Consider the following 24,551-nt stretch of genomic DNA (forward strand, 5'->3'; position numbering starts at 1 on the left):
AATCCAATAGTCTAACAATCTAATACTCTAAAATGAAAAGATTACTCTCAATAGAATTACAAAAAATTTGGAAAAACAAAGCCAGTCGTGTTTTAACATTGGCTTATTTTATTCTCTTAACTTTCATAGCTTTAATAGCTTCCATAAAATTTGATCTTGGTATTTTTAAATTTCACCTTGCTGAAATGGGAATTTTTAATTTCCCTTTTATATGGCATTTCAACACCTATATCGCGGCCATATTAAAATTATTTTTAGCGATAGTAATTGTCTCCATGATGGCAAATGAGTATAGTTATGGAACACTAAAACAAAACTTAATTGATGGAATGAGTAAAAAAGAATTTATTCAATCTAAATTTCTAACGGTCGTTTTGTTTGCTACAGTATCCACTATTTTTGTTTTTATAATGTCACTCATTTTAGGGCTTAGCTATTCTTCCTACACTGAATTTAGTATCGTTTTCTCTGATTTAGAATACCTTTTAGCTTATTTTGTCAAACTGGTTGGTTTTTTCTCATTCTGTTTATTTTTAGGAATATTGGTAAAACGTTCTGCTTTTGCACTTGGATTTCTTTTGGTTTGGAATATCATCGAAGGAATTATCAATGGTGTTTTGACTTTTAAAGTATTCCCAAATAGTACGACGGCAGCATCAATTACTCAGTTTTTGCCTTTGCAATCCATGTCGAATTTAATAGTGGAACCTTTTAGCAGATTATCAGTCGTAAAAAATCTGGGAACCCAAATTGGTTTGGATAATATTAAAGAATACGATGTGAGTATATCGTCTATTATTATTGTATTATTTTGGACTGCGATTTTCATTTTCCTTTCCCATCGATTATTAAAAAATAGAGATTTGTAGTATCTTTACACATGATGAAATGTGTAAAAATAATATTATTTTATATTTTTATTAGTTGCGCTGTATGTGATGCAACCGCACAATCTATTTCAGTAAATGACTCTTTTACGGCACAACAACTTGTTGAAAATATTTTAGTTAATAGTTCTTGTGCTAATGTTTCTGCTATTAGTGTAAAAGGAGATACATTTTCCGGTGGTCAAAACAGCTACGGGTATTTTAATTCCGGAGCAAGTAGTTTTCCTTTTACACAAGGCGTTCTTCTGAGTACTTGGAGTAGCAAGAATTCTGAAGGTCCCTACGTTTCCACTCGAGGAGGAGGAAATAAATCATGGTTAGGTGATTCAGATTTAGAGCAAGCATTAGGAATAACAAATACAATAAATGCCACAATTTTAGAATTTGATTTCGTTCCATTAACTAATTTTATAAGTTTTAATTACATCTTTGCATCTAATGAGTATCAATCTTATTTCCCTTGTGAATTTTCTGATGGATTTGCCTTTTTAATCAAAGAAATTGGCACAAGCACTTATGAAAATTTAGCCGTGCTACCCAATACTACAACTCCTGTTTCATCCGTAAATGTTCACCCCTTAATAAATCCAATTACTGATACTCAAGGAAACGTTAGACCTGGTTGTCCATCAATAAACGAAACTTACTTTAACGGATTTAACAATCTCTCCAGTCCTATAAATTACAGTGGTCAAACTAAGGTATTAACAGCGCAAACAAATGTTGTAGCAGGAAAAACATACCATATAAAACTAGTAATTGCTGATGATGAAAATGAAGATTATGACTCAGCAGTTTTTCTTGAAGCAGGTAGTTTTTTGCCAAAAATTGATTTGGGACCAGACCGATTATTAGCGACAAACAATCCTATTTGTTTTGGCGAAAGCTATATTATAAACCCTAATTTACTATCTGGCTATACTTATAAATGGTTTAAAGACAATGTTGAATTGACAGATACTTCTCCTACTTATACCGTTACAAGTCCTGGTATTTACAGAGTTGAAGTACTATTGACACCCAGCTGTATTGCTACCGAAGACATAAAATTTGAATTTACTTCAGAAATTGATTTGAATGACACCTCGCTTTCGCAATGCGACATTGATAATGACGGAATATCTATTTTTAACTTAACTAAAGTCGATGCCATTGTAAAAAACAATAATAGCAATTTAAGTCCTGTTGTTTATTATGAGACTTTGGTCGATGCTCAAGGACAAATTAATCCAATTGCTAATCCCACAACATATAGCAACAAATTAGTTAACCAGTCTGTATTTGCAAGAGTGAGCAATTCATTTAAATGCGCAAATTATGCCGAGGTAAGGCTGATTATTTCCAATAACGCTATTGCAGTTCAAAATCCAATTTCAACTTGTGACACTGATGGTACAAATGATGGTTTATCACAATTTGATTTAAACACTCAAGTAACGCCACAGGTAGTTATGGGTTTACCAGCCGGCTTAATTGTAGAGTATTATTTAAACCCAACGGATGCCATAGCCCAACAAAATCAGTTATCAAATATTTTTAAAAACACTGTGGAAACCCAACAAATTATTTATGCCCGAATCGTAAATGGTCCTGACTGTTATGCAATTACTCCCATTACACTTGTAGTAAACACCTTTGACCCTCCAAATTTTCAAGATGAAACTTTTGTTTTGTGCGAGACAAGCTCGATTAACCTAACCGTAAATTCTGGGTTTTCTAGCTATTTGTGGAATACTGGAGCGACTTCAAACACCATAACAGTTAATACTCCGGGCGATTATTCAGTAACCGTTACGAGTTTTGATGGTTGCCAAAAAACAAAAAAACACCTTGTAGCTGTTTCTGGAATTGCTACAATTACCGGAGTAACAGTGAATGATTTTGAAAGAAATGAAAATTCAATATCAATTGAATATACTGGAATTGGAGATTATGAATTTTCTATAGATGGATCTTATTTTCAGGATAGTCCAATGTTTAACGGAGTTGCACCCGGAGAATATTTAGTTTATGCCAGAGATAAAAATGGCTGTGGTTTATCAATTCCGTTTGTGGCATATGTTTTAGATTACCCACGTTATTTTACGCCTAACAACGATGGTTATAATGATATTTGGCAAATTAAAAATCTGGATAATTTACCTCAATCAACTTTATTCATTTTTGACCGTTACGGAAAATTATTAAAACAATTAGTCTCTTCAGATATAGGATGGAATGGTACTTTTAACGGATTTACATTGCCCACAGATGATTATTGGTTTCATTTGAATTTAGAAAACGGCAAAATAATAAAAGGTCATTTTTCATTAAAAAGATAATCTAAATTTTGCTATTTTTAGCAAATGAAAAAAATATTACTATTACTCATTACCCTTTTTTCCATAAGTTGTTTTTCGCAGTTTAGCAAAACACACTATATCCCGCCATTGACCTGTGCAACAAATTTAGCAGGTGATCATTATTTATATATATCAACACCAAGCACTTCCGATGTTAATTTTAAAATTATAGAAAACGGAGGTAGCATAATTACTGGTGTAGTCAAAAATACTACTCCGTATATCTATTCTATTGGTCAAGGACAAAACACACAGTTGTTCACTCCAAAAACTAATATTGGAATTGTAACCAACAAAGGATATATAGTTGAGGCCGAAGATTTAATTTATGTAAGTGTTAGGGTTAATGCTGGTTTTTCTTCTCAAAATAATTCCTATAATCATGCGGGTGGACTTGTCTCAAAGGGAAATAGTGCCTTAGGGAGAGAATTTAGGCTAGGAGCCATGCTAAATCCGGTTTACGATCAAAGTGTATTAAATTTTGCTTCGATACTATCAACAGAAAATAATACTAAAGTCACTATTTCAAACATTCCAATAGGGTCAATACTATCAGATGGAACCATTATAGCTGGACCTATAACTGTTACTTTAGGCAAAAATGAAAGTTATATTCTGGCTTTGGAAAATTATAACAATACAGTTTCTAACAGTTCAACTATGATTGGTGCCTTAGTAGAATCTGATAAACCTGTAGTTGTCAATTCGGGTTCTTTTGGAGGTAGTAACAGTACTATTGTTAATACTCAAGGAAATCCCATTGGCAGAGATGTAGGTTTTGACCAAATTGTTCCAACCGAAAAAACCGGTACAGAATATATATTTGTAAAAGGACTTGGAACTGATGAATTAGAGCGAGTTTTATTAATTGCTAATGTTGACAATACCAAAGTTTTCGTTAATGGATCAGCGATAGCTTTTGCCACTATTAATAAAGGACAATATACCGTTATTGACGGAAGCCAATTTATAGATGGCAATTTACACGTCTTAACCTCTGAAAACGCATCTGCTTATCAGAGTATTGGTGGAGATTTTTCATCAGCAAATCAAAATTTATTTTTTGTACCGCCCTTAAATTGTGCTACGCCAAGCATTGTTGATAATATCCCTTCTATTGAATCGATAGGAAATACACTTTATAATGGTGGATTAAATATTGTAACCGAAGCAGGTGCAACTGTAACCATAAACAACATTGCTATCTCAAGCCCTCCTGTAGCTGTAACAGGAAATACAAATTATGTGAGATATACCGTTTTTAATCAAACTGGGAATATTGCTGTAAAATCTACTAGGCAAGTTTATGTTTCTTACTTTGGAACAAATGGCGCGGCTACTTATGGCGGTTATTATTCAGGTTTTGATACGAAACCAGAAATAGTAACTGATAAAATTACAGTGTCTAATTCAGCATGTATCCCAAATGTTGTTTTAAAAATTAGTACTTTATCATCATACGATACTTTTCAGTGGTATTTTAATGACAATCCAATTATGGGTGCAAATTTAAATTCATACACCCCTACTCAACCTGGTTATTATCAGGTAAAAGGAAGTATTGTGGGTTGCCCGACTACAGTTCCTATTTTCTCTGACAAGATTCCGGTCAGCGACTGCCCATTAGATTCAGATAATGATGGAACTAATAATAATATTGATATCGACTTAGATAATGATGGTATCCTAAACAATCTTGAAGCCAATATTTCGCTGTTAAACCAGTCAAATACTACCTCAAGTTCTGATTATACTGCTACAATTACGGGAAGCGGAACCATTACGGGAAAACCATTTTACGGATTTGTTTCAGAAGTTCCTGCTGGTATAACAAATAATGTTACTTACAATCTGAATCTCACAAAAAATGAGACTATCAACATTCGCTATATAGCACAAGACAATCCTACGCAAACTACCGCTATTACAGAATATATAAACGCAGATGGTGATTTTATTTTACAAGTGCAGGCAGATAAAACCATTACTTTAACAAATCCACAAAATCAATTGCTTGTTGATACTAATTATGATGGGATTTTTGAAAGTGGCGTAACCGAGTTTTCTTCCTTCGAAATCCGATTTAGATTAAATAGTACAACACCATTAACGCCTGGTTTAGGTAGCTTTCAGTTTTCTTCTTATCTCACTAATTCAGTAAAATTAACTCATAATAATCTATCCGAAACAGCTGTTAATAAAGCTATTTTCATGATTAACCGTACAGAAAATTTTGATTCTGATTCTGATACGATTCCAGATTTATTAGACATAGACAGTGATAATGATGGAATTCCTGATACTATTGAAGCACAAGGAAAAGGTTTTAAAATCTTTTCTGGAACTGATTCAAATAAAGATGGCCTTGACAATGCTTTTGAACCCGGATTAACACGAATTAACACAGACAATGACGTCTTCAATACTTTTTCTGTTGTTTATGATTTACTAGATTTAGACAGTGATAACGACGGAATTTTTGACTTAATTGAATCAGGCAGTACTGCAATTGATCTTAATAACGATGGAATTATAGACGGCCCAACTGCTATTTTTGGTACAAATGGTTTATTTGACGGACTTGAAACGAGTCCGGATAGTGGTAAACTAAATTATACCGTTACTGACACCGATTCAGATGGAACATTTAATCACATCGATTTGGATAGTGATAATGATGTTTGTTTTGATGTTATCGAGGCTGGTTTTAATGACCCTAACAATGATGGAACAGTAGGAAATAATCCCGTTACTGTTAACGGCAAAGGAAAAGTAACGAGCGGTGTGGGTTATACAACTCCAAATAACAATTATGTAATTGCGGCGCCAATAGCAATCACATCTCAACCTCAGGCAAAACCAACTTGTGAGCTAGAAAACACAACAATTACAGTTCTTGACAATGGTGGAAATACCTATCAATGGCAGTTGTCAACTGACGGAATAACTTGGAACAATATTATAAATAATGCTACTTATCAGAATGCTAAAGCACAAACCTTAACACTGATAAAAGTGACTAACGCAATGAATGGTTATAAATACAGAGTGAAATTGGATAAAATTGGAAATTCATGTGGTTTGATTTCTTCCGAAACTACTTTGACAATTTATACCTTACCTGTAGTCAATACGGTCACAATAGTTCAATGTGATGACGATACAGATGGTTTCTCTGATTTTAATTTAACGATAAAAAATAATGTGATATCGTCAAATTATACTTCCGAAACTTTTACCTATTATACATCACAATTGGGAGCTGAAACAGCTGACATGGGAAAATTAATATCTAATCCTTTAGCTTTTACAAATACAATCTCAGGTGGCATGCCGGTTTGGGCCAGAGTAAAAAACACTAATGAATGTAGTAGTATAGTTCAAATTAACTTAATAGTTTCTACTACACAAATTCCAGCTTCATTCAGTCGTACTTTTTCTACTTGTGATGACTTAGGAGAAGAAAATGATGATACTGATGGAATTGCAACTTTTGATTTTAGTAGTGTAACCACTGATATTTTAGCTATTCTTCCTTCATCGAGTTCTTCTTATTCAATAAAATTTTATAAAAATGAAGCTGATGCCTTTTCAGAGAATGATGAAATAACAAATACATCAAATTATAGAAACGTTGGATATGCAAACGAACAAAAAATTTGGGTTCGTGTGGAAAGCACATCAGACAATGCATGTTATGGTTTGAGTCCAAGAGTTACTTTGACAGTAAATCCAAAACCTAATATTGATACAAACGCTGATTTTGAAGAAAATGAATTAGTATGCTCGAACCTTCCTACTTTCTTTGTGAGATTAGATTCCGGAATTCAAGATGGCACTTCCAGTACTGACTATACGTATGTTTGGACAAAAGATAATGTAGTTTTAACGAATGAGACTGGTGCAACATTGAATGTAAACGCACAAGGTAATTATACCGTAGAAGTTAGTTCAGTAGCTGGTTGTAGTAGAATCCGAACAATAAAGGTGACAGCCTCAGATATAGCAGTAATAACAAGTATTTCAATTATTGATTTATCAGATGTAAACTCAGTTACAGTAAATGTAACCGGACTAGGAGAGTATGAATATAGTCTGGATGCTCCTTCAGGGCCTTTTCAAGATTCTAATTTCTTTGATAATGTAACTGCCGGAATTCATGAAGTATACATTAATGATAAAAATGGTTGTGGAACTGTAAGTAAAACAATTGCTGTGATTGGTGTTCCAAAATTTTTTACTCCAAACGGAGATGGCTACAATGACTATTGGAATGTAAAAGGAGTGAATGAAAATTTCAATGAAAAGTCAGTCATTTATATTTTTGATCGTTACGGTAAGCTATTAAAACAAATTCTTCCTTCTGGTCAAGGTTGGGATGGTACCTTTTTAGGTTTGTCATTATCTTCAGACGATTATTGGTACTCCATAAAATTAGATGGAGGTAGAGAAGTCAAAGGACATTTTAGTTTGAAAAGATAATATACAAGTAATATTGATGATCCGAAATATTACTTTTTTGTAGATATTGACTATATTTGATAGTAATGAAATACTATTATTTATTGTTTATTTTCCTTTTTCTAACTATTCCCTCTTTTGGACAAAAAGAAGCGGCTATATGGTATTTTGGTAATAATGCCGGTCTCGATTTCAATTCAGGAAGTCCAATTGCTTTAACCAATGGTAAATTAAATACTGCCGAAGGATGCACAACCATTTCTGATAAAAATGGAAAACTATTATTTTATACTGATGGATCAATAGTATATGATAAATCACATCAGGTAATGCCAAATGGGTATGGTCTATTTGGCCATAACTCAAGTACTCAGTCAGCTATAATTGTTCCACATCCGAGTAATCTAAACTTATATTATATATTTACAGTAGATCAGCCTAATCCAAAAAATGTAGACGATAATCTCACTAACGACGAGGACCCACCAAATAATGGATTAAATTATTCGTTAGTTGATTTGAGGTTGAATAATGGCTTAGGAGATATCTCTATCAAAGAAAAGAACATTCATCTCATTACTTATGACCCCAGTGATAGTGATGATGTGAAATTTAAATGCTCCGAAAAAATTACTGCTGTTCAACATGGCGATGGCATTTCGTTTTGGGTAATAACCCATTTTAAAAACACTTTTTACTCTTTTAAAATAAGCACATCTGGTGTTGATAAAAAACCTATTCAAACTACCACATCTTTAAATGTACCAACAGGCGGTTATATTTCTAATGCTATAGGCTATCTAAAAACATCTCCAAATGGAAAAAAAATTGCTATGGCAAATTCTTCCTTGAAAGCGACTGATGAATTAGGTCCTAAAGGTGAGATTAGACGAAATACCGGTAATGTATGGTTATTTGATTTTAATGCAGCTACAGGAAAAGTAAGTAATGGTTCTTCTATTCTTAACGGAACTAATCCATACGGTGTAGAATTTTCTTCAAAATCAAGAAAGTTATATATCACAGTAAATTTATTCGATTCTGAAGGAATTTCTTTAGGAAGCTCATTAATTCAATTTAATCTTAAAAGCATGAATATTATTGCTTCGAAAGTAATTGTAAATACTTCATTATATACAGCTGGAGCATTACAACTAGCTCTTGACGAAAAAATATACCGCTCTGGTTACAATTCTAATGGAAATGATAACAGCGATAAATTATCAGTTATAAACAACCCTGAATTAGATGGTTCTAACTGTAATTACTCACAAAACGAAATTGATTTAGGTGGAAAAAAAGCCAAATTAGGCTTACCCCCATTCATCACTTCTTTATTCTTATATTCCTTTAATTATGAATTCAATTGTTTAGGTGGCGCTACTCATTTTTATAGTAACTCTGTCGAAAAAATTGACAGTGTACTTTGGGATTTTGGTGATGGATTTACCTCCACCGATATTGATGCCTATCATACTTATGCTCAAGCTGGTGATTATAAAGTAACACTAATAAAAACTGTAAACGGGGAAGACAGAGAGCCTCTTGAAAAAACAATTACAATTTATGATGCTCCGAAAATACTTTCAACAACTTACAAGTTAACACAATGTGACACACAAGACAGTACTCCTACTGATGGATTAGCTTTATTTAATTTAGCTCTTGCTAATGAGCCAATTAGTTTATATGAAAAAGATTTTAAAGTATATTATTATCATAACGCGAACGATGCTGAAAATGATTTAACTAACACTCAATCCATTCCTGCAAACTATCGAAATAGTGTTCCAGATGAGCTTTTATACGCAAAAGTCACCCAACCAAATTCAAGTTGCTACAGTATAGGAACAGTTATTTTGCATGCTAACAAAAACTTATCATTATTACCTGAAGCAATGCATGAATGTGATCTTGGTGATGGAAAAGGATCATTTGACTTAGAACCGAAAAAAGATTTAATAAAAACCGAATTGAATTTACCTTCAGATGTGCGTTTGTTTTTTTATTCAAATGAAGAGGATGCCTCAATGGGAATAAATGAGATCAAAGAGCCTTTTGTTTCTGAATCTAAAACAGTATTCATTCGGGCTGAAAACGCTGAAGGTTGTTATGGAACTGGAAATTTTGAAATTATAGTCGAGTCATCTCCAAAAATTAATATTTTAGAAAATATAATTTTATGTGAAGGACTTGTAAATCCTTCTATACTATTAAATGCAGGAATTTTAGCCCCGGCTAGGACCAGTGATTTCACTTATTTATGGTCAACAGGCGAAACAACTCCTACCATATCTATTAACAAAGAAGGTGAATATAACGTAACTGTAAAAAATAAATCAGGCTGTACTACTACACGAAAATGCATTGTAACTCTATCTTATTTGGCAAAAATAAATACTATAATTATACATGATTTACAGCAAACAAATCAAGTTATAATTAAACTTGATAATCCCAGTGATTATAAATATATGATTCAATACGAAAATGGAACTGAAACTTCTTTTCAAGCTTCAACTCTTTTTGAAAACGTACCAGGTGGTTTTCACGAATTAATTGTGGAAAACAATAATGGATGTGGACAAACAAAAAAAGCCTTTACTGTATTAAATGCTCCTAAATTCTTTACTCCTAATGGTGATGGATACAATGATTATTGGAATTTGAAAGGAATAAATAGTAGTCTTTATGAAAATGCAATAATATACATTTTTGATCGATATGGGAAATTATTGACACAATTATCTCCTTCAAGTCTTGGTTGGGATGGTACTTTCTTAAAGGAACCATTACCCGCAGCTGATTATTGGTTCACTATAAAACTTGAAGACGGAAGAGAAGCTAAAAGTCATTTTAGTTTGAAAAGATAATAAGAATTTCATTTATTACCTTAACTACTTTTTAATTACGTTTCTAATAATAAATTCGACAGAAGAAGTTACTAAACAAACATAAAAAAAGCCATTCAAATAAATGAATGGCTTTTTGAATCTTATAAAGATAGAATTAGAATTTAAATCTTTTTCTATCTGTTTCAGTCAAATATATTTTTCTCAATCGAATAGATTTTGGCGTTACCTCAACATATTCATCTTTTTGAATGTACTCTAAAGCTTCTTCTAATGAGAAAATAATCGGAGGAATAATCCTTGCTTTTTCATCATTTCCAGAAGAACGAACGTTAGATTGTTTTTTCTCTTTAGTCACGTTCACACACATATCATCACCACGAGAGTTTTCTCCAATTACCTGACCTTCGTAAATTTCTGCATTTGGTTCAACAAAAAACTTACCACGATCTTGTAATTTATCGATAGAATAAGGAATAGCTTTCCCTTTTTCCATGGAAATCAATGAGCCTTTGTTACGTCCTGAAATTTCTCCTTTATAAGGTTCGTATCCAATAAAACGGTGCGCCATAATAGCCTCACCAGCAGTGGCAGTAAGCAATTGATTACGCAATCCAATAATTCCACGTGATGGAATATTAAATTTTACAATCATACGCTCACCTTTAGTTTCCATACTCAGCATTTCACCTTTACGCATTGTAACGAACTCAACCGCTCTACCTGAAAGAGTTTCTGGTAAATCGATTGTCAATTCCTCAATTGGCTCACATTTTTTACCATCAATTTCTTTAATGATAACTTGTGGTTGACCGATTTGTAACTCATACCCTTCTCTTCTCATTGTTTCAATAAGAACAGATAAGTGAAGTACTCCACGTCCAAAAACCATAAACTTATCAGCTGAATCAGTTTCACCCAATTTCATTGCTAAATTTTTCTCTAATTCTTTTGTCAAACGATCTCTAATATGGCGAGAAGTTACAAATTTACCCTCTTTACCAAAGAAAGGAGAGTCATTAATTGTAAACAACATACTCATAGTAGGCTCATCAATATCAATTGTTGCTAAAGCTTCTGGATTTTCGAAATCAGCGATAGTATCTCCAATTTCAAATCCTTCAACACCAATAATTGCACAAATATCTCCAGCAATTACTTGTTGTACTTTTTTACGCCCAAGACCTTCAAAAGTATGTAATTCTTTAATTCTAGATTTCATTACAGTACCATCTCTTTTTACTAATGAGATTGGCATACCTTCATTCAACACACCTCTCTCAAGACGACCAATAGCGATACGACCTGTAAAAGCAGAGAAGTCTAACGAAGTAATCAACATTTGTGGAGTTCCTTCAGAAACTTTAGGAGCTGGTACATTTTCAATAACCATGTCCAACAATGCTTCTACATTATCAGTTACGTTTTCCCAATGATCAGACATCCAGTTGTTTTTAGCAGAACCATAAACAGTTGGAAAATCCAATTGCCACTCTTCAGCACCTAATTCAAACATTAAGTCGAAAACTTTTTCATGCACTTCTTCCGGAGTACAGTTTTCTTTATCAACTTTATTGATTACAACACAAGGTTTAAGACCTAAATCAATAGCTTTTTGTAATACAAAACGAGTTTGTGGCATTGGTCCTTCAAAAGCATCTACTAGTAGACAAACACCATCAGCCATGTTCAATACACGCTCAACTTCACCACCAAAATCGGCGTGACCAGGGGTATCAATAATGTTGATTTTTGTTCCTTTGTATACTACCGAAACATTCTTTGAAGTAATGGTAATACCTCTTTCACGCTCTAAGTCGTTGTTATCAAGGATTAAGTCACCTGTGTTTTCGTTGTCACGAAATAACTGACAGTGATACATAATTTTATCAACCAAAGTTGTTTTACCGTGATCGACGTGGGCAATAATTGCAATGTTTCTAATAGATTCCATCTGTGATTTTTAATGGGTGCAAAGGTACACTTTATTTTGATATAAAAAATATTTATACAATAGTTTACATATTCTTAACCCATTAGACACAAAAATAGACCTTTAAAAAAATCTCCAAAAATAAGTTATCGATGTTCATTAATAATTCAGCAATAATTAATTATATTTGAGTAATGAAAAGCAAAACCAATCAAGTAATCATCATCTACATTGTAATCTCAATGTTTGTAGCCATTGTTAGTCATAAATTATTAGCACAATATATTTCTGATTCAAACCATCAATTTTACATTTTTACCAAAGACATCTTATTTATATTTTTAACTGGAATAATTTTCAAACTTATTTTATCAAAAAACGATAACCGAAATATATCTATTTTCAAAAAACTTAAAAATACAAATGACGAAATTAAGGAGTCGAATGAAAAATACGATATTGTAGCAAAAGCAACCAGCGATACTATTTGGGACTGGAAAATACAAGAAGACAGCTTTTCTTGGAATAAAGGAATTGAAAATGTTTTTGGCTATACTGAAAATGAAGTTGGCAATAGTTCAAAATGGTGGTTTGATAAAATTCATCCCGAAGACAGTATCAAAATGTCTATCAGGCTCTACTCTTTTATAGAACAAAAAACAGAAAACTGGCAAGATCAATATCGCTTTAAGTGCGCCAACAACTCCTATAAATACGTCTTAGACAGAGGCTTTCTATTAAAAGATGAAAATGGAAAAGCTATCAGAATGATTGGAGCTATACAAGACATCACAAAACAAAAAGAGGAAGAACAAAGATTGAAATTACTAGAAACTGTATTTACACAGTCAAAAGATTCAATTATTATTACCGAAGCAAATTCCTTTGACGGTAAAATCCCTAACGTGATTTATGCTAACCCGGCTTTTTTCTCCATGTCAGGATATGAGTTTGAAGAAATCTCAGGAAGATCAGCAGACCCTTTCAACAGTCCAAATTCCGATAGGAACGAACTTGAAAAACTTTTAAGCTCCATTAAAAATAAACAGGAATGCCTTATTGAAACAATTAGCCTAAACAAAAAAAGAGAAGAATACTGGGTTCGCTTTTCTATGATACCTATTTATAATTCTGAAAATGAACTTTCTCACTGGATCTCCATTCAAAGAGATATAACCGATGAAAAAAAGCAAGAAAAGGAAAAAGAGCAACTCATCAGAGAATTAACCCAGAACAACAAAGACTTAAAGCAATTTTCTTATATAACCTCCCACAATCTCAGAGCACCATTATCAAACTTAACAGGATTGCTGAATCTATTGGAGGACATTCCTGTTGAAAATCAAGAATTAAAAGAAATCCTGAACGGCTTTAATAAATCCACTCATTTATTAAATGATACTATCAATGATTTAGTAAAAGTTATTATCATTAAAGACAATCCTTCTATTCAAAAAGAAGCAGTTTTAATAAAAGAAATCTTTGAAAATGTTTTTAGCCAACTTAATTTTCAAATAGAATTATACAAACCAATCATAAAACTTAATTTCGAAAAAGTTTCTATTATAAACATCAATAAAGCATATATAGAAAGTATATTATTGAATCTTTTGACAAATGCAATAAAATACAAATCCGAAAGCAGAAAACTTAAAATAACTATTACTACTCGAGAAATCGACAATACTGTTGTATTAATATTTACAGACAACGGAATAGGCATCGATTTAGAAAGAAATAAAGATAAAGTATTTGGGCTTTATCAGCGTTTCCATAATTACCCTGACAGCAAAGGGCTAGGCCTCTATTTAGTAAAATCACAAGTTGAAACGATGGGAGGAACAATTGAAATTGAAAGCGAAGTAAACAAAGGAACTACATTTACATTAACATTTAAAAACAAACAATAATGTTAGATCAAATTTTATGTATTGATGACGATCCAATAACACTTATGTTATGCAAAAAAGTAATAGTTAAATCATCGTTTTCTAACGAAATAATAACAGCTCAAAATGGCGAAGAAGCACTAAGCTACTTCAATACTATGAGGTACGCTAAAAGCAAATCAAACGAACAACCACAATTAATTTTTTTAGATTTAAATATGCCCGTAATGGGTGGATGGGAATTTTTAGACTATTTCAACAGTCCAGAATTCTCAGAATTTAATACCATAAAAGTCGTAGTCCTTTCCTCAACCATTGACCCTGAAGACTTAGAAAAAGCAAAACAATACCCAATGGTCATTGACTTCCTGTCTAAACCAATTACCCGTTCAATGCTTGAATACCTAAAAAACAAGATGGAATAAGAGACAAAAAGGCATAAAAAAAGCTCTCATTTATGAGAGCTTTTTTTATGCCTTAACAATTGTATAAATTACAATTTAGCAACATGCTTAGTTAATTTAGATTTTAAATTAGAAGCTTTGTTATCATGAATGATATTCTTTTTAGCTAATTTATCAATCATAGATATCACGCTTGATAATTTAGAAGTAGCATCTGTTTTGTCAGTAGCTATTCTCAAGGCTTTGATAGCGTTACGAGTAGTTTTATGTTGGTATCTATTTAATACTCTTCTCTTTTCGTTACTTCTAATTCTTTTTAAAGCTGATTTATGATTTGCCATTTTATTATTTTTTTATCTTTTACTAATTTTTGTAGTCCGTAAGGGAATCGAACCCCTGTTACCAAGACGAAATCTTGGCGTCCTAACCCCTAGACGAACGGACCATTATCCCCTAAGTTTTTATCAATCTAAAATATTGAAATTTGTAGCCCGTAGCGGAATCGAACCGCTCTTACATGGATGAAAACCATGCGTCCTAACCGATAGACGAACGGGCCTTACTCCCTCTAAGTTCAGGAAAACTTTAACATGCAATGAAAATAGTAGCCCGTAGCGGAATCGAACCGCTCTTACATGGATGAAAACCATGCGTCCTAACCGATAGACGAACGGGCCCTGCTTCTCTAATGCGGATGCAAAAATACAACTATTTTTGAAACGTACAATAGTACATGCAAAAAAAATTATTTTTTTTTAATACGCCTTTGCAAACAACACTCTTCCTACTGAGCTTTCCCCAGTAAAAACACAGCTTCCCGCCTCTTCTACTCTATCCAAAGGAATACATCTGATAGTTGCCTTAGTCAAGTCTTTAATCTTCTCTTCAGTTGCTGCAGTTCCATCCCAATGTGCTGATACAAAACCTCCTTTAGTGTCTAAAACCTCTTTAAACTCTTCAAAACTATTTACTTCAGTAATATGCGTATTTCTGTAATTTAATGCTTTTTCGAACAATTCTTTTTGAATTTGCTCTAATAAATGACCGATGTAAGTTGTAATTCCATCTTTAGAAACTACTTCTTTAGTCAATGTATCCCTTCTAGCCACCTCGAAAGTTCCATTTTCTAAATCTTTTGGACCAACTGCAATCCTAACAGGTACTCCTTTTAATTCCCATTCAGCAAATTTAAAACCAGGCTTCTGAGTCGTTCTATCATCCAATTTCACAGAGATGTGTAATTTTCGTAAAGCTGCTGTCAAAACATTTACTTCGGCTGTTATAGCGGTCAATTGCTCGTCTGTTTTGTAAATAGGAACAATCACTACCTGAATAGGTGCTAAACTAGGAGGCAACACCAACCCCTGATCATCTGAATGCGTCATTACTAATGCACCCATCAAACGAGTAGAAACTCCCCAAGAAGTTCCCCAAACATATTCTTGCTTCCCTTCGGCATTTGCAAATTTAACGTCAAAGGCTTTCGCAAAATTCTGACCTAAAAAATGTGACGTTCCAGCTTGTAAAGCTTTTCCATCCTGCATCAAAGCTTCTATACAATAGGTCTCTTCAGCTCCTGCAAAACGTTCGGTTTCAGTTTTCATCCCTTTTATAACTGGAATTGCCATAAAATTCTCGGCAAAATCAGCATATACATTCATCATTTTTTCTGATTCTTCAACTGCTTCTACTTTTGTAGCATGAGCCGTATGCCCTTCTTGCCATAAAAATTCTGCTGTTCGCAAAAACAATCTGGTTCTCATTTCCCAACGCACTACATTCGCCCATTGATTAATTAACAAAGGTAAATCTCTATAAGACTGAACCCATCCTTTGTAAGTAGACCAAATAATAGCCTCACTTGTAGGACGAACGATTAATTCCTCTTCTAATTTCGCATTAGGATCAACCATAAGTTTCCCTGGTTTGTCTGGATCGTTTTTTAATCTATAATGAGTCACAATTGCACATTCTTTTGCAAATCCTTCTGCATTTTTCTCTTCAGCCTCAAACATGCTTTTGGGAACAAATAGTGGAAAATAGGCGTTTTGATGACCTGTTTCTTTAAACATTCGATCCAATTCAGCTTGCATTTTTTCCCATATTGCATATCCGTATGGTTTGATAACCATACAGCCTCTAACTCCTGAATTTTCGGCTAAATCGGCTTTAACAACCAATTCGTTATACCATTTTGAATAATCTTCTGATCTTGTAGTTAAGTTCTTACTCATATTGAATAATTTGGCACAAATTTTGCGTTAATAATTTTAAGTAAATAGTTCAGCAAAACTAACTATTTTTGTAATGTGCAACAATAAAAACTCCATATATATGAAAACTAGTACTCTTTCCTTCCGAAACCCAACAATATATTACTTTGTTGGATTTTTGAGCGTCCTGTTGACATCCTGTGGCTCCTACCAAAACAGTTCTTACTATGATTCTGACGGAATATATGGTAACACTCCAAGAAGAGCTGTAGAAGTTGAGACGCAAAATGCTCCAAATAATCAATACAAAGACTACTTTGGGTCTTTGCAGAACAATAACCAACCTGTAGAAATTTTTACAGATGTAGACAATTACAATGATTATAATATAGAAAACGACAGTATAGACTATAACAACTATCCCGGATGGGGCAGTAATCCTCAAACTGTAAGCATAAACGTTTATGACAATGGATGGGGAATGAATAATTGGGATGGAAATAACTGGGGTTGGAATACTGGTTATGGATGGGGATGGAACGTTGGTTTTGGATGGAATAATTGGTACGGAAACAATTGGTACGGAAATAATTGGGGTTGGAATAGTTGGTATGGAAACAACTGGGGCTGGAATAACTGGTATGGTAATAATTGGGGATATCCAAATTACTACAACAATAGAGCCTATTCCTATAACGCAAGCAGAAGAGGTTCTTCTTATACTACCAATACAAGTAGCAATAGAAATTACAGTACCCGAAGTTCAGCAAATTACTCTAGAAACCAGAGCAATACCGTTAGTCGCAGAACTAATTCAAATTACAGAGGAAATACGAATACTGATTTCAGAAGAAGTACTACAAACGGATTCAATAGAACTAGTCCAACATTTTCAAGAAATCAAAACAATTCCAACAGTACACCTAGCAGAAGATCAAATACAAGTAGCACACGTAGTGAAAACAACTCTCCTGCAAGATCATATACTCCAAGTTCAAGAAACGATAACAATTCCAGATCATACACTCCTAGCTCAAATAGTTCGGGAAATTCTGGTGGCGGCGGTAGATCATCTGGCGGTGGCGGAAGAGGTGGCAGAGGATAATAATTCTTTCTATACCTTCCTATTTTGATATTAAATTAAAACCTACGAATTAAAAATGAAAAAATATATATTTTTATTAGCTTTAGGCTTCACTGCAAGCGTTGCACAATCACAAGAAATATCAGATGCCATGCATTACGCACAGGACAACCTGAACGGAACAGCTCGTTTTAGAGCTATGGGTGGCGCTTTCGGAGCTCTTGGTGGGGATTTATCCTCTCTAAATGTAAACCCTGCAGGTTCTGCAGTGTTTACAAACAACCAAATGACTCTTACCTTAAGTAATTTTGATACAAAAAATAAGTCTAATTATTTTGGCAACACAACAAGCGAGAAAAACAATTCCTTTGATTTGAATCAAGCGGGTGCAGTTTTTGTTTTTAATAACAAAAATCCAAACAGCAATTGGAAAAAGATTTCATTGGGCGTTAATTACGAAAACATTAAAAATTTTGACAATGGCTTTTTCTCTGCCGGAACCAACCCAAACAATTCTATAGGCGATTATTTTTTAAGTTATGCCAACAATTCTAATAATGGAGCTCCCGTACCTCAAGAATTTGTAAATACAAATCCCGGAGAATCTATATCTGATTTATATTCGTTTTTAGGAAGCAATCTCCCTAATAACCAGTATCCAAATTTAAATGGATTTGCAGCGCAACAAGCATTTTTAGGTTACCAAGGTTTTATTATTGATGCAGTTGACGAAACTAATAATAATTCCCCTTACATATCAAATGTTCCAACTGGAGGTGATTATTACCAAGAAAATTCTATTTACAGCACTGGATATAACGGAAAATTATCTTTTAATGCTGCGACATCATATAATGACAAGCTGTATATAGGTCTGAATTTGAACTCTCATTTTACCGACTTTCACAAATCATCTACTTTTTTCGAAGAGAATAATGCCCCATTAACAAATGATTATACAGTAACTAGATTGAGTTTTGAAAATGACTTATACACTTACGGAACAGGATTCTCTTTTCAATTGGGTGCAATCGCAAAGGTTTCTGATGAAATTCGTTTAGGCCTGGCTTACGAATCATCTACATGGTATAAATTAAATGATGAGTTATCGCAAAGACTATTTGCAGTAAGCAGCGCAACAAATGCTGACGACACCAATGATGTTGTAAATCCACAAATCGTTAATATTTACGAGCCTTATAAATTACAAACGCCAAGCAAACTAACAGGAAGTTTTGCTTATGTTTTTGGGAAATCTGGTTTAATAAGTGTTGATTACGCTATTAAGGATTATAGTAATACTAAATTCAAACCTGAAAATGATCCTTATTTTAATGATTTAAACAGCGATATGAATTCAATCTTAGATACAACAGGCGAACTACGAATAGGTGCTGAATATAAAATTGATGCTTTGAGTCTAAGAGCAGGATATCGTTACGAACAAAGTCCTTACAAAAACTCTGTAACAATAGGAGATTTAACTGGATATTCAGCAGGTTTAGGGTACAGTTTTGGTTCTACCAAAGTAGATTTGGCCTATTCATACGCCAAAAGAAACTCACAACAAGCATTTTTCAATCAAGGATTTACTGATGGTGCAAGTATTGAGGCGATAAACAACAATGTTTCAGTAACATTATTATTTGAATTGTAATCAATCCGAAAAATAAAATTTAAAATCCGTTTCGTTATCATGGAACGGATTTTTTTTAGCCCTGATAGTCCCGAAGCATCGGGAGAAATCCTCCCGTTTTTTCGGGAGATTATTTCACTATACTTTTATTTTTATTGGAGTTCACTGAACTTCGTTTGCAACGTACAGCAGGAATAGCTCCATAAAAAACACAAAGATTTATGGTCCTAAAAATAAAAATTGTAATTTTGCAAAATTCCCAAATTATCGGGATTCTAATGTTATGAGAACTAAGTCGTTAAAAAAGAATAAAATCAACGTAATCACTCTTGGGTGTTCGAAAAATGTGTATGACAGTGAAGTGTTAATGGGACAACTTCGCGCAAGCGGAAAAGATGTTACGCACGAAGCTCCGGAAGCTGAAGAGGGAAATATTATTGTAATAAATACTTGTGGATTTATTGATAATGCTAAAGCAGAATCAGTAAATATGATTTTGGAATATGCTGACAAGAAAGAAAGAGGTTTGGTCGATAAAGTATTCGTTACAGGATGTTTATCTGAACGTTACAGACCAGATTTAGAAAAAGAGATACCAAATGTAGATCAGTTTTTTGGTACTACAGAATTACCACAATTATTGAAAGCTTTAGGAGCAGATTATAAACATGAATTATTAGGGGAACGATTGACTACGACTCCAAAAAATTATGCCTATTTAAAAATTTCAGAAGGTTGCGACAGACCGTGCAGCTTTTGTGCGATTCCGTTAATGCGAGGAAAAAACGTTTCACAAACTATTGAAAAATTAGTCAAAGAAGCGGAAGGATTAGCTAAAAACGGCGTGAAAGAATTGATTCTCATTGCCCAAGATTTGACTTATTATGGCCTGGATCTTTACAAAAAGAGAAATCTTGGTGAATTATTGGAAGCGTTAGTAAAAGTAGAAGGAATCGAATGGATTCGTTTACATTATGCCTTCCCTACCGGTTTCCCAATGGATGTTCTGGAAATAATGAAGCGCGAGCCTAAAATTTGTAATTATATTGATATTCCGTTACAACACATTTCAGATTCTATCTTGAAATCAATGCGCCGCGGAACAACTCAAGCAAAAACAACAAAATTATTAAAAGATTTCCGCGCTGCGGTTCCCGGAATGGCTATTCGTACTACTTTGATTGTAGGATATCCTGGAGAAACACAAGAGGATTTCGACATATTAAAAGATTTTGTTCAAGAAATGAAGTTTGACAGAATGGGTTGTTTTGCTTATTCTCACGAAGAAAATACACATGCTTACGCACTGGAAGATGATGTTCCAGATGCCGTAAAACAAGAACGTGCAAACGAAATCATGGAATTGCAATCGCAAATTTCTTGGGATTTAAACCAAGAGAAAGTAGGACAAACATTCAAATGCATCATTGACAGAAAAGAAGGTGGACATTTTGTAGGAAGAACTGAATTTGACAGCCCCGATGTAGATAACGAAGTCTTGATTGACGCATCAAAACATTATGTGAAAACGGGTGAGTTTGTAATGATCAAAATTATTGAAGCAACAGAATTTGATTTATACGGAGAACCAGCATAATTTTCTTAAGACGATTTTAATCCATTTTAAAAACTAAATATGAAATCATTTCAATCACTATTAATCATCGCATTTGTATTATTATCGACAAATATAATTTCTGCGCAATACGGTAATGGCGGATATGGAAACGGTTACGGTAATGGTTATGGAAGTAATCGTAGAATGAACAGTGCAATGGATCAATCCAGAACTCAAGACAAACCAAAAGAAATTCCTGTTGAAGTAACGGTTGGAAAAATCATGAATCGAATACAACCGGAACTTATTCTGGACGAACTTCAGGTAATTGCAATCTCAAATATTTTGACCGAAAGCATAAAAACTCAAGGTATGCTTATAAAAGCAGAAGTTAGCCAAGATGAAAAAATAAAAAACATAACAGTTCTCTCAGAAACTACTGATAGAAAAATAATGGAATTATTAAACAAAGACCAAAAGGAGAAATATATAGCTATGAATGAAGAAGCTAAAAATCCTAAAAAATCGAAATCTAAAAAGAAATCTAATTAATCGATTTTTAGTCTGTTGCTAAATGAAAACCTACATGAGAAACATTTTTTATTACCTTATTTTGGCAGTTATCGCTGCATCTTGCTCAACAAATCCTTATAAAAAGAGTGAAAAAATTTATGACTCTAAACTCAAAACATTAAAAGAGACTATTTCTAATAAAGATCCGCAGCCATTACCTGTTATTCCTCATGTAGAAATAAACATTGACACACTATACACAAAACAGTTGCACACCTATAAAGATACTCTTTCAAAAATGGGGTCTACACCTTTAGAAAACGGTGTTAATACGGAATGGATAGGAACAGTGAATTTTAATTTAAGAAAGCCGAATTTCATTATTATCCATCATACAGCACAGGATTCATTACAACAAACACTAAAAACATTCACCAAAATAGAATCCCAAGTGAGTTCGCATTATCTAATTTCGGATGACGGTAAAGTGGTTCAAATGTTGAATGATTATTTAAGAGCGTGGCATGCAGGTGCTGGTACTTGGGGGAAAAATACAGATATTAATTCAACTTCAATAGGAATTGAATTAGACAATAATGGATCTGAAGTTTTTTCTGAATTACAAATCAACAGCTTACTGGCGCTTTTGACGAAGCTAAAAAAAGATTACAATATTCCTGCTCAAAACATTATTGGTCACGCAGATATTGCACCAACAAGAAAAAAAGATCCCAGCCAATTATTTCCTTGGAAAATATTAGCCGACAAAGGTTTTGGTATTTGGTCAGATGAGTTTTTAGAAACTGCTCCTATTAATTTCAATATAGAACAAGGATTGCGAATTATAGGATATGACACAAAAAATTTACCCGCCGCAATAACTGCTTTTAAACTACATTATATTCAAACAGAAGTCAATGATGTATTAGATGAAAAAACAATAAACACCATTTATTCCATTTATAAAAAACAGTAAATAGTTTACATCATACAAACACCTATAAAAACGGTTTTTTGAATTATTCAAAGAACCGTTTTTTATTTAAATAGATTTTCAAACTCTTCTCGTAGTTTATCCTAATGTAGACTTCTTTTACTTTTAAAAGCTAAACAAACAGGCTAACATAAACCCGGAAGCATAATAACAACTCCATACAAGATGAACAAGTTGTTGCAAGTAATACATGAACCCTTAAAGTTTTTATGACTGCATAACAAATCCAACTGTAATATCTAAACAAAAAAAAGCTGCCAAAATACTTAAAAGCATCTTGGCAGCTAAAAAAAAAAATATTATTTCAATACTAGAACGAGTATGTTGTTGCAAGTAATGCATAAGCTGTTAAACCTTTTGGCGCAGCATCACTGTTTGTAAAGATATCTTCTGAAGCTGTGTCAACACGGAATTCAGGAATAATAGTCAAGTTTCCTACTTTATAGTTTAGTGATAAAGTATTACCTACAACACTAGTTCCAGCAAGTGAACCAAGTCCAGCAGTTGCATCTTTAGCATCCAAATACTCTAATCTGTAAGCTAAACTTAATGATTCTTTCAATGCGAAATTTGCATATCCTACTAAAGCAAACCACTCACCATCTAATGTACTATCAAAGTCATTGTTAGTCATTGCATAAGTACCGTTGAATCCTAAAGAGAATGAATCACTCACTTTCTTTGAACCTACAAAATCAAATTGTGTTTTGTTCTCATCAGAAGAAGGATTACTACTTCCAGAAGTAACATTGAAATATGCACTTCCAGTATCACCAACATAGCCTAATTGACCTATGAACGTTTTTTGGCTTGAACCTGCTTCAATTGTTGTTTTAAAATCTGTTGGATTTGAAACTCCTGCCATGAAGCTGAATTTTCCAGAAGTATATTGTGCTTTTACTCCAGTATTAAAGAATGGACCGTAAGTAAATGCATAAGACATACTGTAGTTTTTATTATCTACTGCATCTAGAAGTTCATATCCTACATGGGTTCCAAAACTACCTGCAGTAACTTTAAATTTATCTGAAAATTCATAAGTGAAATTCAATTGTTTGATCATGAAAGTTGAAGCGGCATCATTATAAGTAAATTGAGCAGCTCTGTTTCCAAACCCCAAATCAACAAAAACAGATGCTTTCCCCATTTTATGAGATGCTTCGATGGAAGCCATCCCTAATTCAAATGAATTGTGAGAATTTGTAAAACTGGTCAAACTGTTGTCTACACCAGAAAAATCATATTTATAATATGCATCAGCAGATCCTGCAAAAGTAGTTGAAGGTGCAACTGGAGCGTCTTGTGCGAAAGTTAAACTTGTTGTTAGCATTAATGCTAAAATAGCTAGGTTTTTTTTCATCTTTAATTGGTTTTAATTAGTAATCTAGTTTGGTTATTATTTTGGTCTTAGTTTATACGGTTTAAAAAATTCTAGTACTTATAATCCAGAAAACTGCTTTGAAATACACTTTTTTTAATGTGAAATTTTCTTGTTTCTGAAGCGAATTTATTAACTTTTATTTCACTTGAATTACTATTTGGCACTTTTTTGCCTTGTTTTGAGAAGAATTATTAATAACGAAAAATCAACAAAAAATAATAGATATTCCGTATTTTAAAGCATCAATTTTAAAAATTTAATAATCAGTTTTTAAACACATACCCCTATTTTTTTAATCATAAAGTACAAATAAATTTTAAAAATCATTTTTTAAAGATATTTTTACATAAAATAAAATCAAACCCCCATAAAAAATACATATTGAAATAAATATTTAATTTTAA

15 protein-coding genes and 3 tRNA genes are annotated in these 24,551 nt (G+C 33.1%); 11 read left to right on the forward strand and 7 right to left on the reverse strand.

Annotated features, from left to right (window positions below; translation table 11 throughout):
- Nucleotides 1-32: 32 nt before the first annotated feature.
- The 4 genes from QLS65_RS09215 to QLS65_RS09230 all read left to right on the forward strand — a co-directional run bounded on the left by QLS65_RS09215 (nt 33) and on the right by QLS65_RS09230 (nt 10,563).
- Nucleotides 33-869, forward strand: coding sequence for an ABC transporter permease (locus tag QLS65_RS09215; protein ID WP_099715911.1), 837 nt, complete (start codon nt 33-35; stop codon nt 867-869).
- 11 nt (nt 870-880) lie between these two features.
- On the forward strand, nt 881-3,208 hold the full coding sequence (locus tag QLS65_RS09220; RefSeq protein ID WP_282716990.1) for a T9SS type B sorting domain-containing protein: 2,328 nt from the start codon (nt 881-883) through the stop codon (nt 3,206-3,208).
- A gap of 24 nt (nt 3,209-3,232) precedes the next feature.
- Nucleotides 3,233-7,711, forward strand: coding sequence for a T9SS type B sorting domain-containing protein (locus QLS65_RS09225; protein WP_282716992.1), 4,479 nt, complete (start codon nt 3,233-3,235; stop codon nt 7,709-7,711).
- Nucleotides 7,712-7,776: 65 nt separating this feature from the next.
- On the forward strand, nt 7,777-10,563 hold the full coding sequence (locus QLS65_RS09230; protein ID WP_282716994.1) for a T9SS type B sorting domain-containing protein: 2,787 nt from the start codon (nt 7,777-7,779) through the stop codon (nt 10,561-10,563).
- Between the two features lie 136 nt (nt 10,564-10,699).
- On the opposite strand, the gene typA is transcribed toward QLS65_RS09230, so the two are convergent.
- Entirely contained in the window at nt 10,700-12,496 is a 1,797-nt protein-coding gene (gene typA / locus QLS65_RS09235) for a translational GTPase TypA (protein WP_282712186.1), read from the reverse strand.
- A 173-nt stretch (nt 12,497-12,669) separates the two neighbouring features.
- Between typA and QLS65_RS09240 the strand changes: the two genes are divergently transcribed.
- Both QLS65_RS09240 and QLS65_RS09245 read left to right on the forward strand, forming a co-directional pair.
- Nucleotides 12,670-14,385: a PAS domain-containing sensor histidine kinase gene (locus tag QLS65_RS09240; RefSeq protein ID WP_282716996.1), complete on the forward strand. Its 1,716-nt coding sequence runs from the start codon at nt 12,670-12,672 to the stop codon at nt 14,383-14,385.
- Complete coding sequence (locus tag QLS65_RS09245; protein ID WP_282716998.1) at nt 14,385-14,789, forward strand: response regulator; 405 nt, start codon at nt 14,385-14,387, stop codon at nt 14,787-14,789. Before QLS65_RS09240 ends, QLS65_RS09245 begins: the two co-directional genes overlap by 1 nt.
- A 68-nt stretch (nt 14,790-14,857) precedes the next feature.
- Here the strand turns inward: QLS65_RS09245 and rpsT are convergent, their stop codons facing one another.
- From rpsT to proS, 5 genes are all read right to left on the reverse strand, one after another.
- On the reverse strand, nt 14,858-15,109 hold the full coding sequence (rpsT, locus tag QLS65_RS09250; protein WP_035673520.1) for a 30S ribosomal protein S20: 252 nt from the start codon (nt 15,107-15,109) through the stop codon (nt 14,858-14,860).
- Nucleotides 15,110-15,141: 32 nt separating this feature from the next.
- Nucleotides 15,142-15,213, reverse strand: a tRNA-Glu gene (locus QLS65_RS09255).
- Between the two features lie 42 nt (nt 15,214-15,255).
- A tRNA-Glu gene (locus tag QLS65_RS09260) sits at nt 15,256-15,327 on the reverse strand.
- 46 nt (nt 15,328-15,373) lie between these two features.
- Nucleotides 15,374-15,445: transfer RNA gene (locus tag QLS65_RS09265), tRNA-Glu, on the reverse strand.
- A 78-nt stretch (nt 15,446-15,523) separates the two neighbouring features.
- Complete coding sequence (proS, locus tag QLS65_RS09270) at nt 15,524-17,002, reverse strand: proline--tRNA ligase (protein WP_282717000.1); 1,479 nt, start codon at nt 17,000-17,002, stop codon at nt 15,524-15,526.
- A gap of 100 nt (nt 17,003-17,102) precedes the next feature.
- Between proS and QLS65_RS09275 the strand changes: the two genes are divergently transcribed.
- The 5 genes from QLS65_RS09275 to QLS65_RS09295 all read left to right on the forward strand — a co-directional run bounded on the left by QLS65_RS09275 (nt 17,103) and on the right by QLS65_RS09295 (nt 22,748).
- Nucleotides 17,103-18,086 carry a hypothetical protein gene (locus QLS65_RS09275; protein WP_282717002.1) on the forward strand — a complete coding sequence of 328 codons (984 nt, stop codon included), beginning with the start codon at nt 17,103-17,105 and terminating at the stop codon, nt 18,084-18,086.
- Between the two features lie 55 nt (nt 18,087-18,141).
- A complete protein-coding gene (locus QLS65_RS09280; RefSeq protein WP_282717007.1) occupies nt 18,142-19,722 on the forward strand; it encodes an OmpP1/FadL family transporter in 1,581 nt (526 codons plus the stop codon).
- Between the two features lie 262 nt (nt 19,723-19,984).
- Nucleotides 19,985-21,298 (forward strand): 30S ribosomal protein S12 methylthiotransferase RimO, encoded by a 1,314-nt coding sequence (gene rimO / locus QLS65_RS09285; protein ID WP_282717013.1) that lies wholly within the window; start codon nt 19,985-19,987, stop codon nt 21,296-21,298.
- 39 nt (nt 21,299-21,337) lie between these two features.
- Nucleotides 21,338-21,811, forward strand: a complete 474-nt coding sequence (locus QLS65_RS09290) for a hypothetical protein (protein WP_282712195.1) — start codon at nt 21,338-21,340, stop codon at nt 21,809-21,811.
- 34 nt (nt 21,812-21,845) lie between these two features.
- Complete coding sequence (locus tag QLS65_RS09295) at nt 21,846-22,748, forward strand: N-acetylmuramoyl-L-alanine amidase (protein ID WP_282712196.1); 903 nt, start codon at nt 21,846-21,848, stop codon at nt 22,746-22,748.
- Between the two features lie 328 nt (nt 22,749-23,076).
- Here QLS65_RS09295 and QLS65_RS09300 read toward each other — a convergent pair whose 3' ends face one another.
- A complete protein-coding gene (locus QLS65_RS09300) occupies nt 23,077-24,126 on the reverse strand; it encodes an outer membrane beta-barrel protein (protein WP_099715921.1) in 1,050 nt (349 codons plus the stop codon).
- Nucleotides 24,127-24,551: the final 425 nt, after the last annotated feature.

The organism is Flavobacterium algoritolerans, from assembly GCF_030010385.1.
Lineage (GTDB): Bacteria > Bacteroidota > Bacteroidia > Flavobacteriales > Flavobacteriaceae > Flavobacterium > Flavobacterium algoritolerans.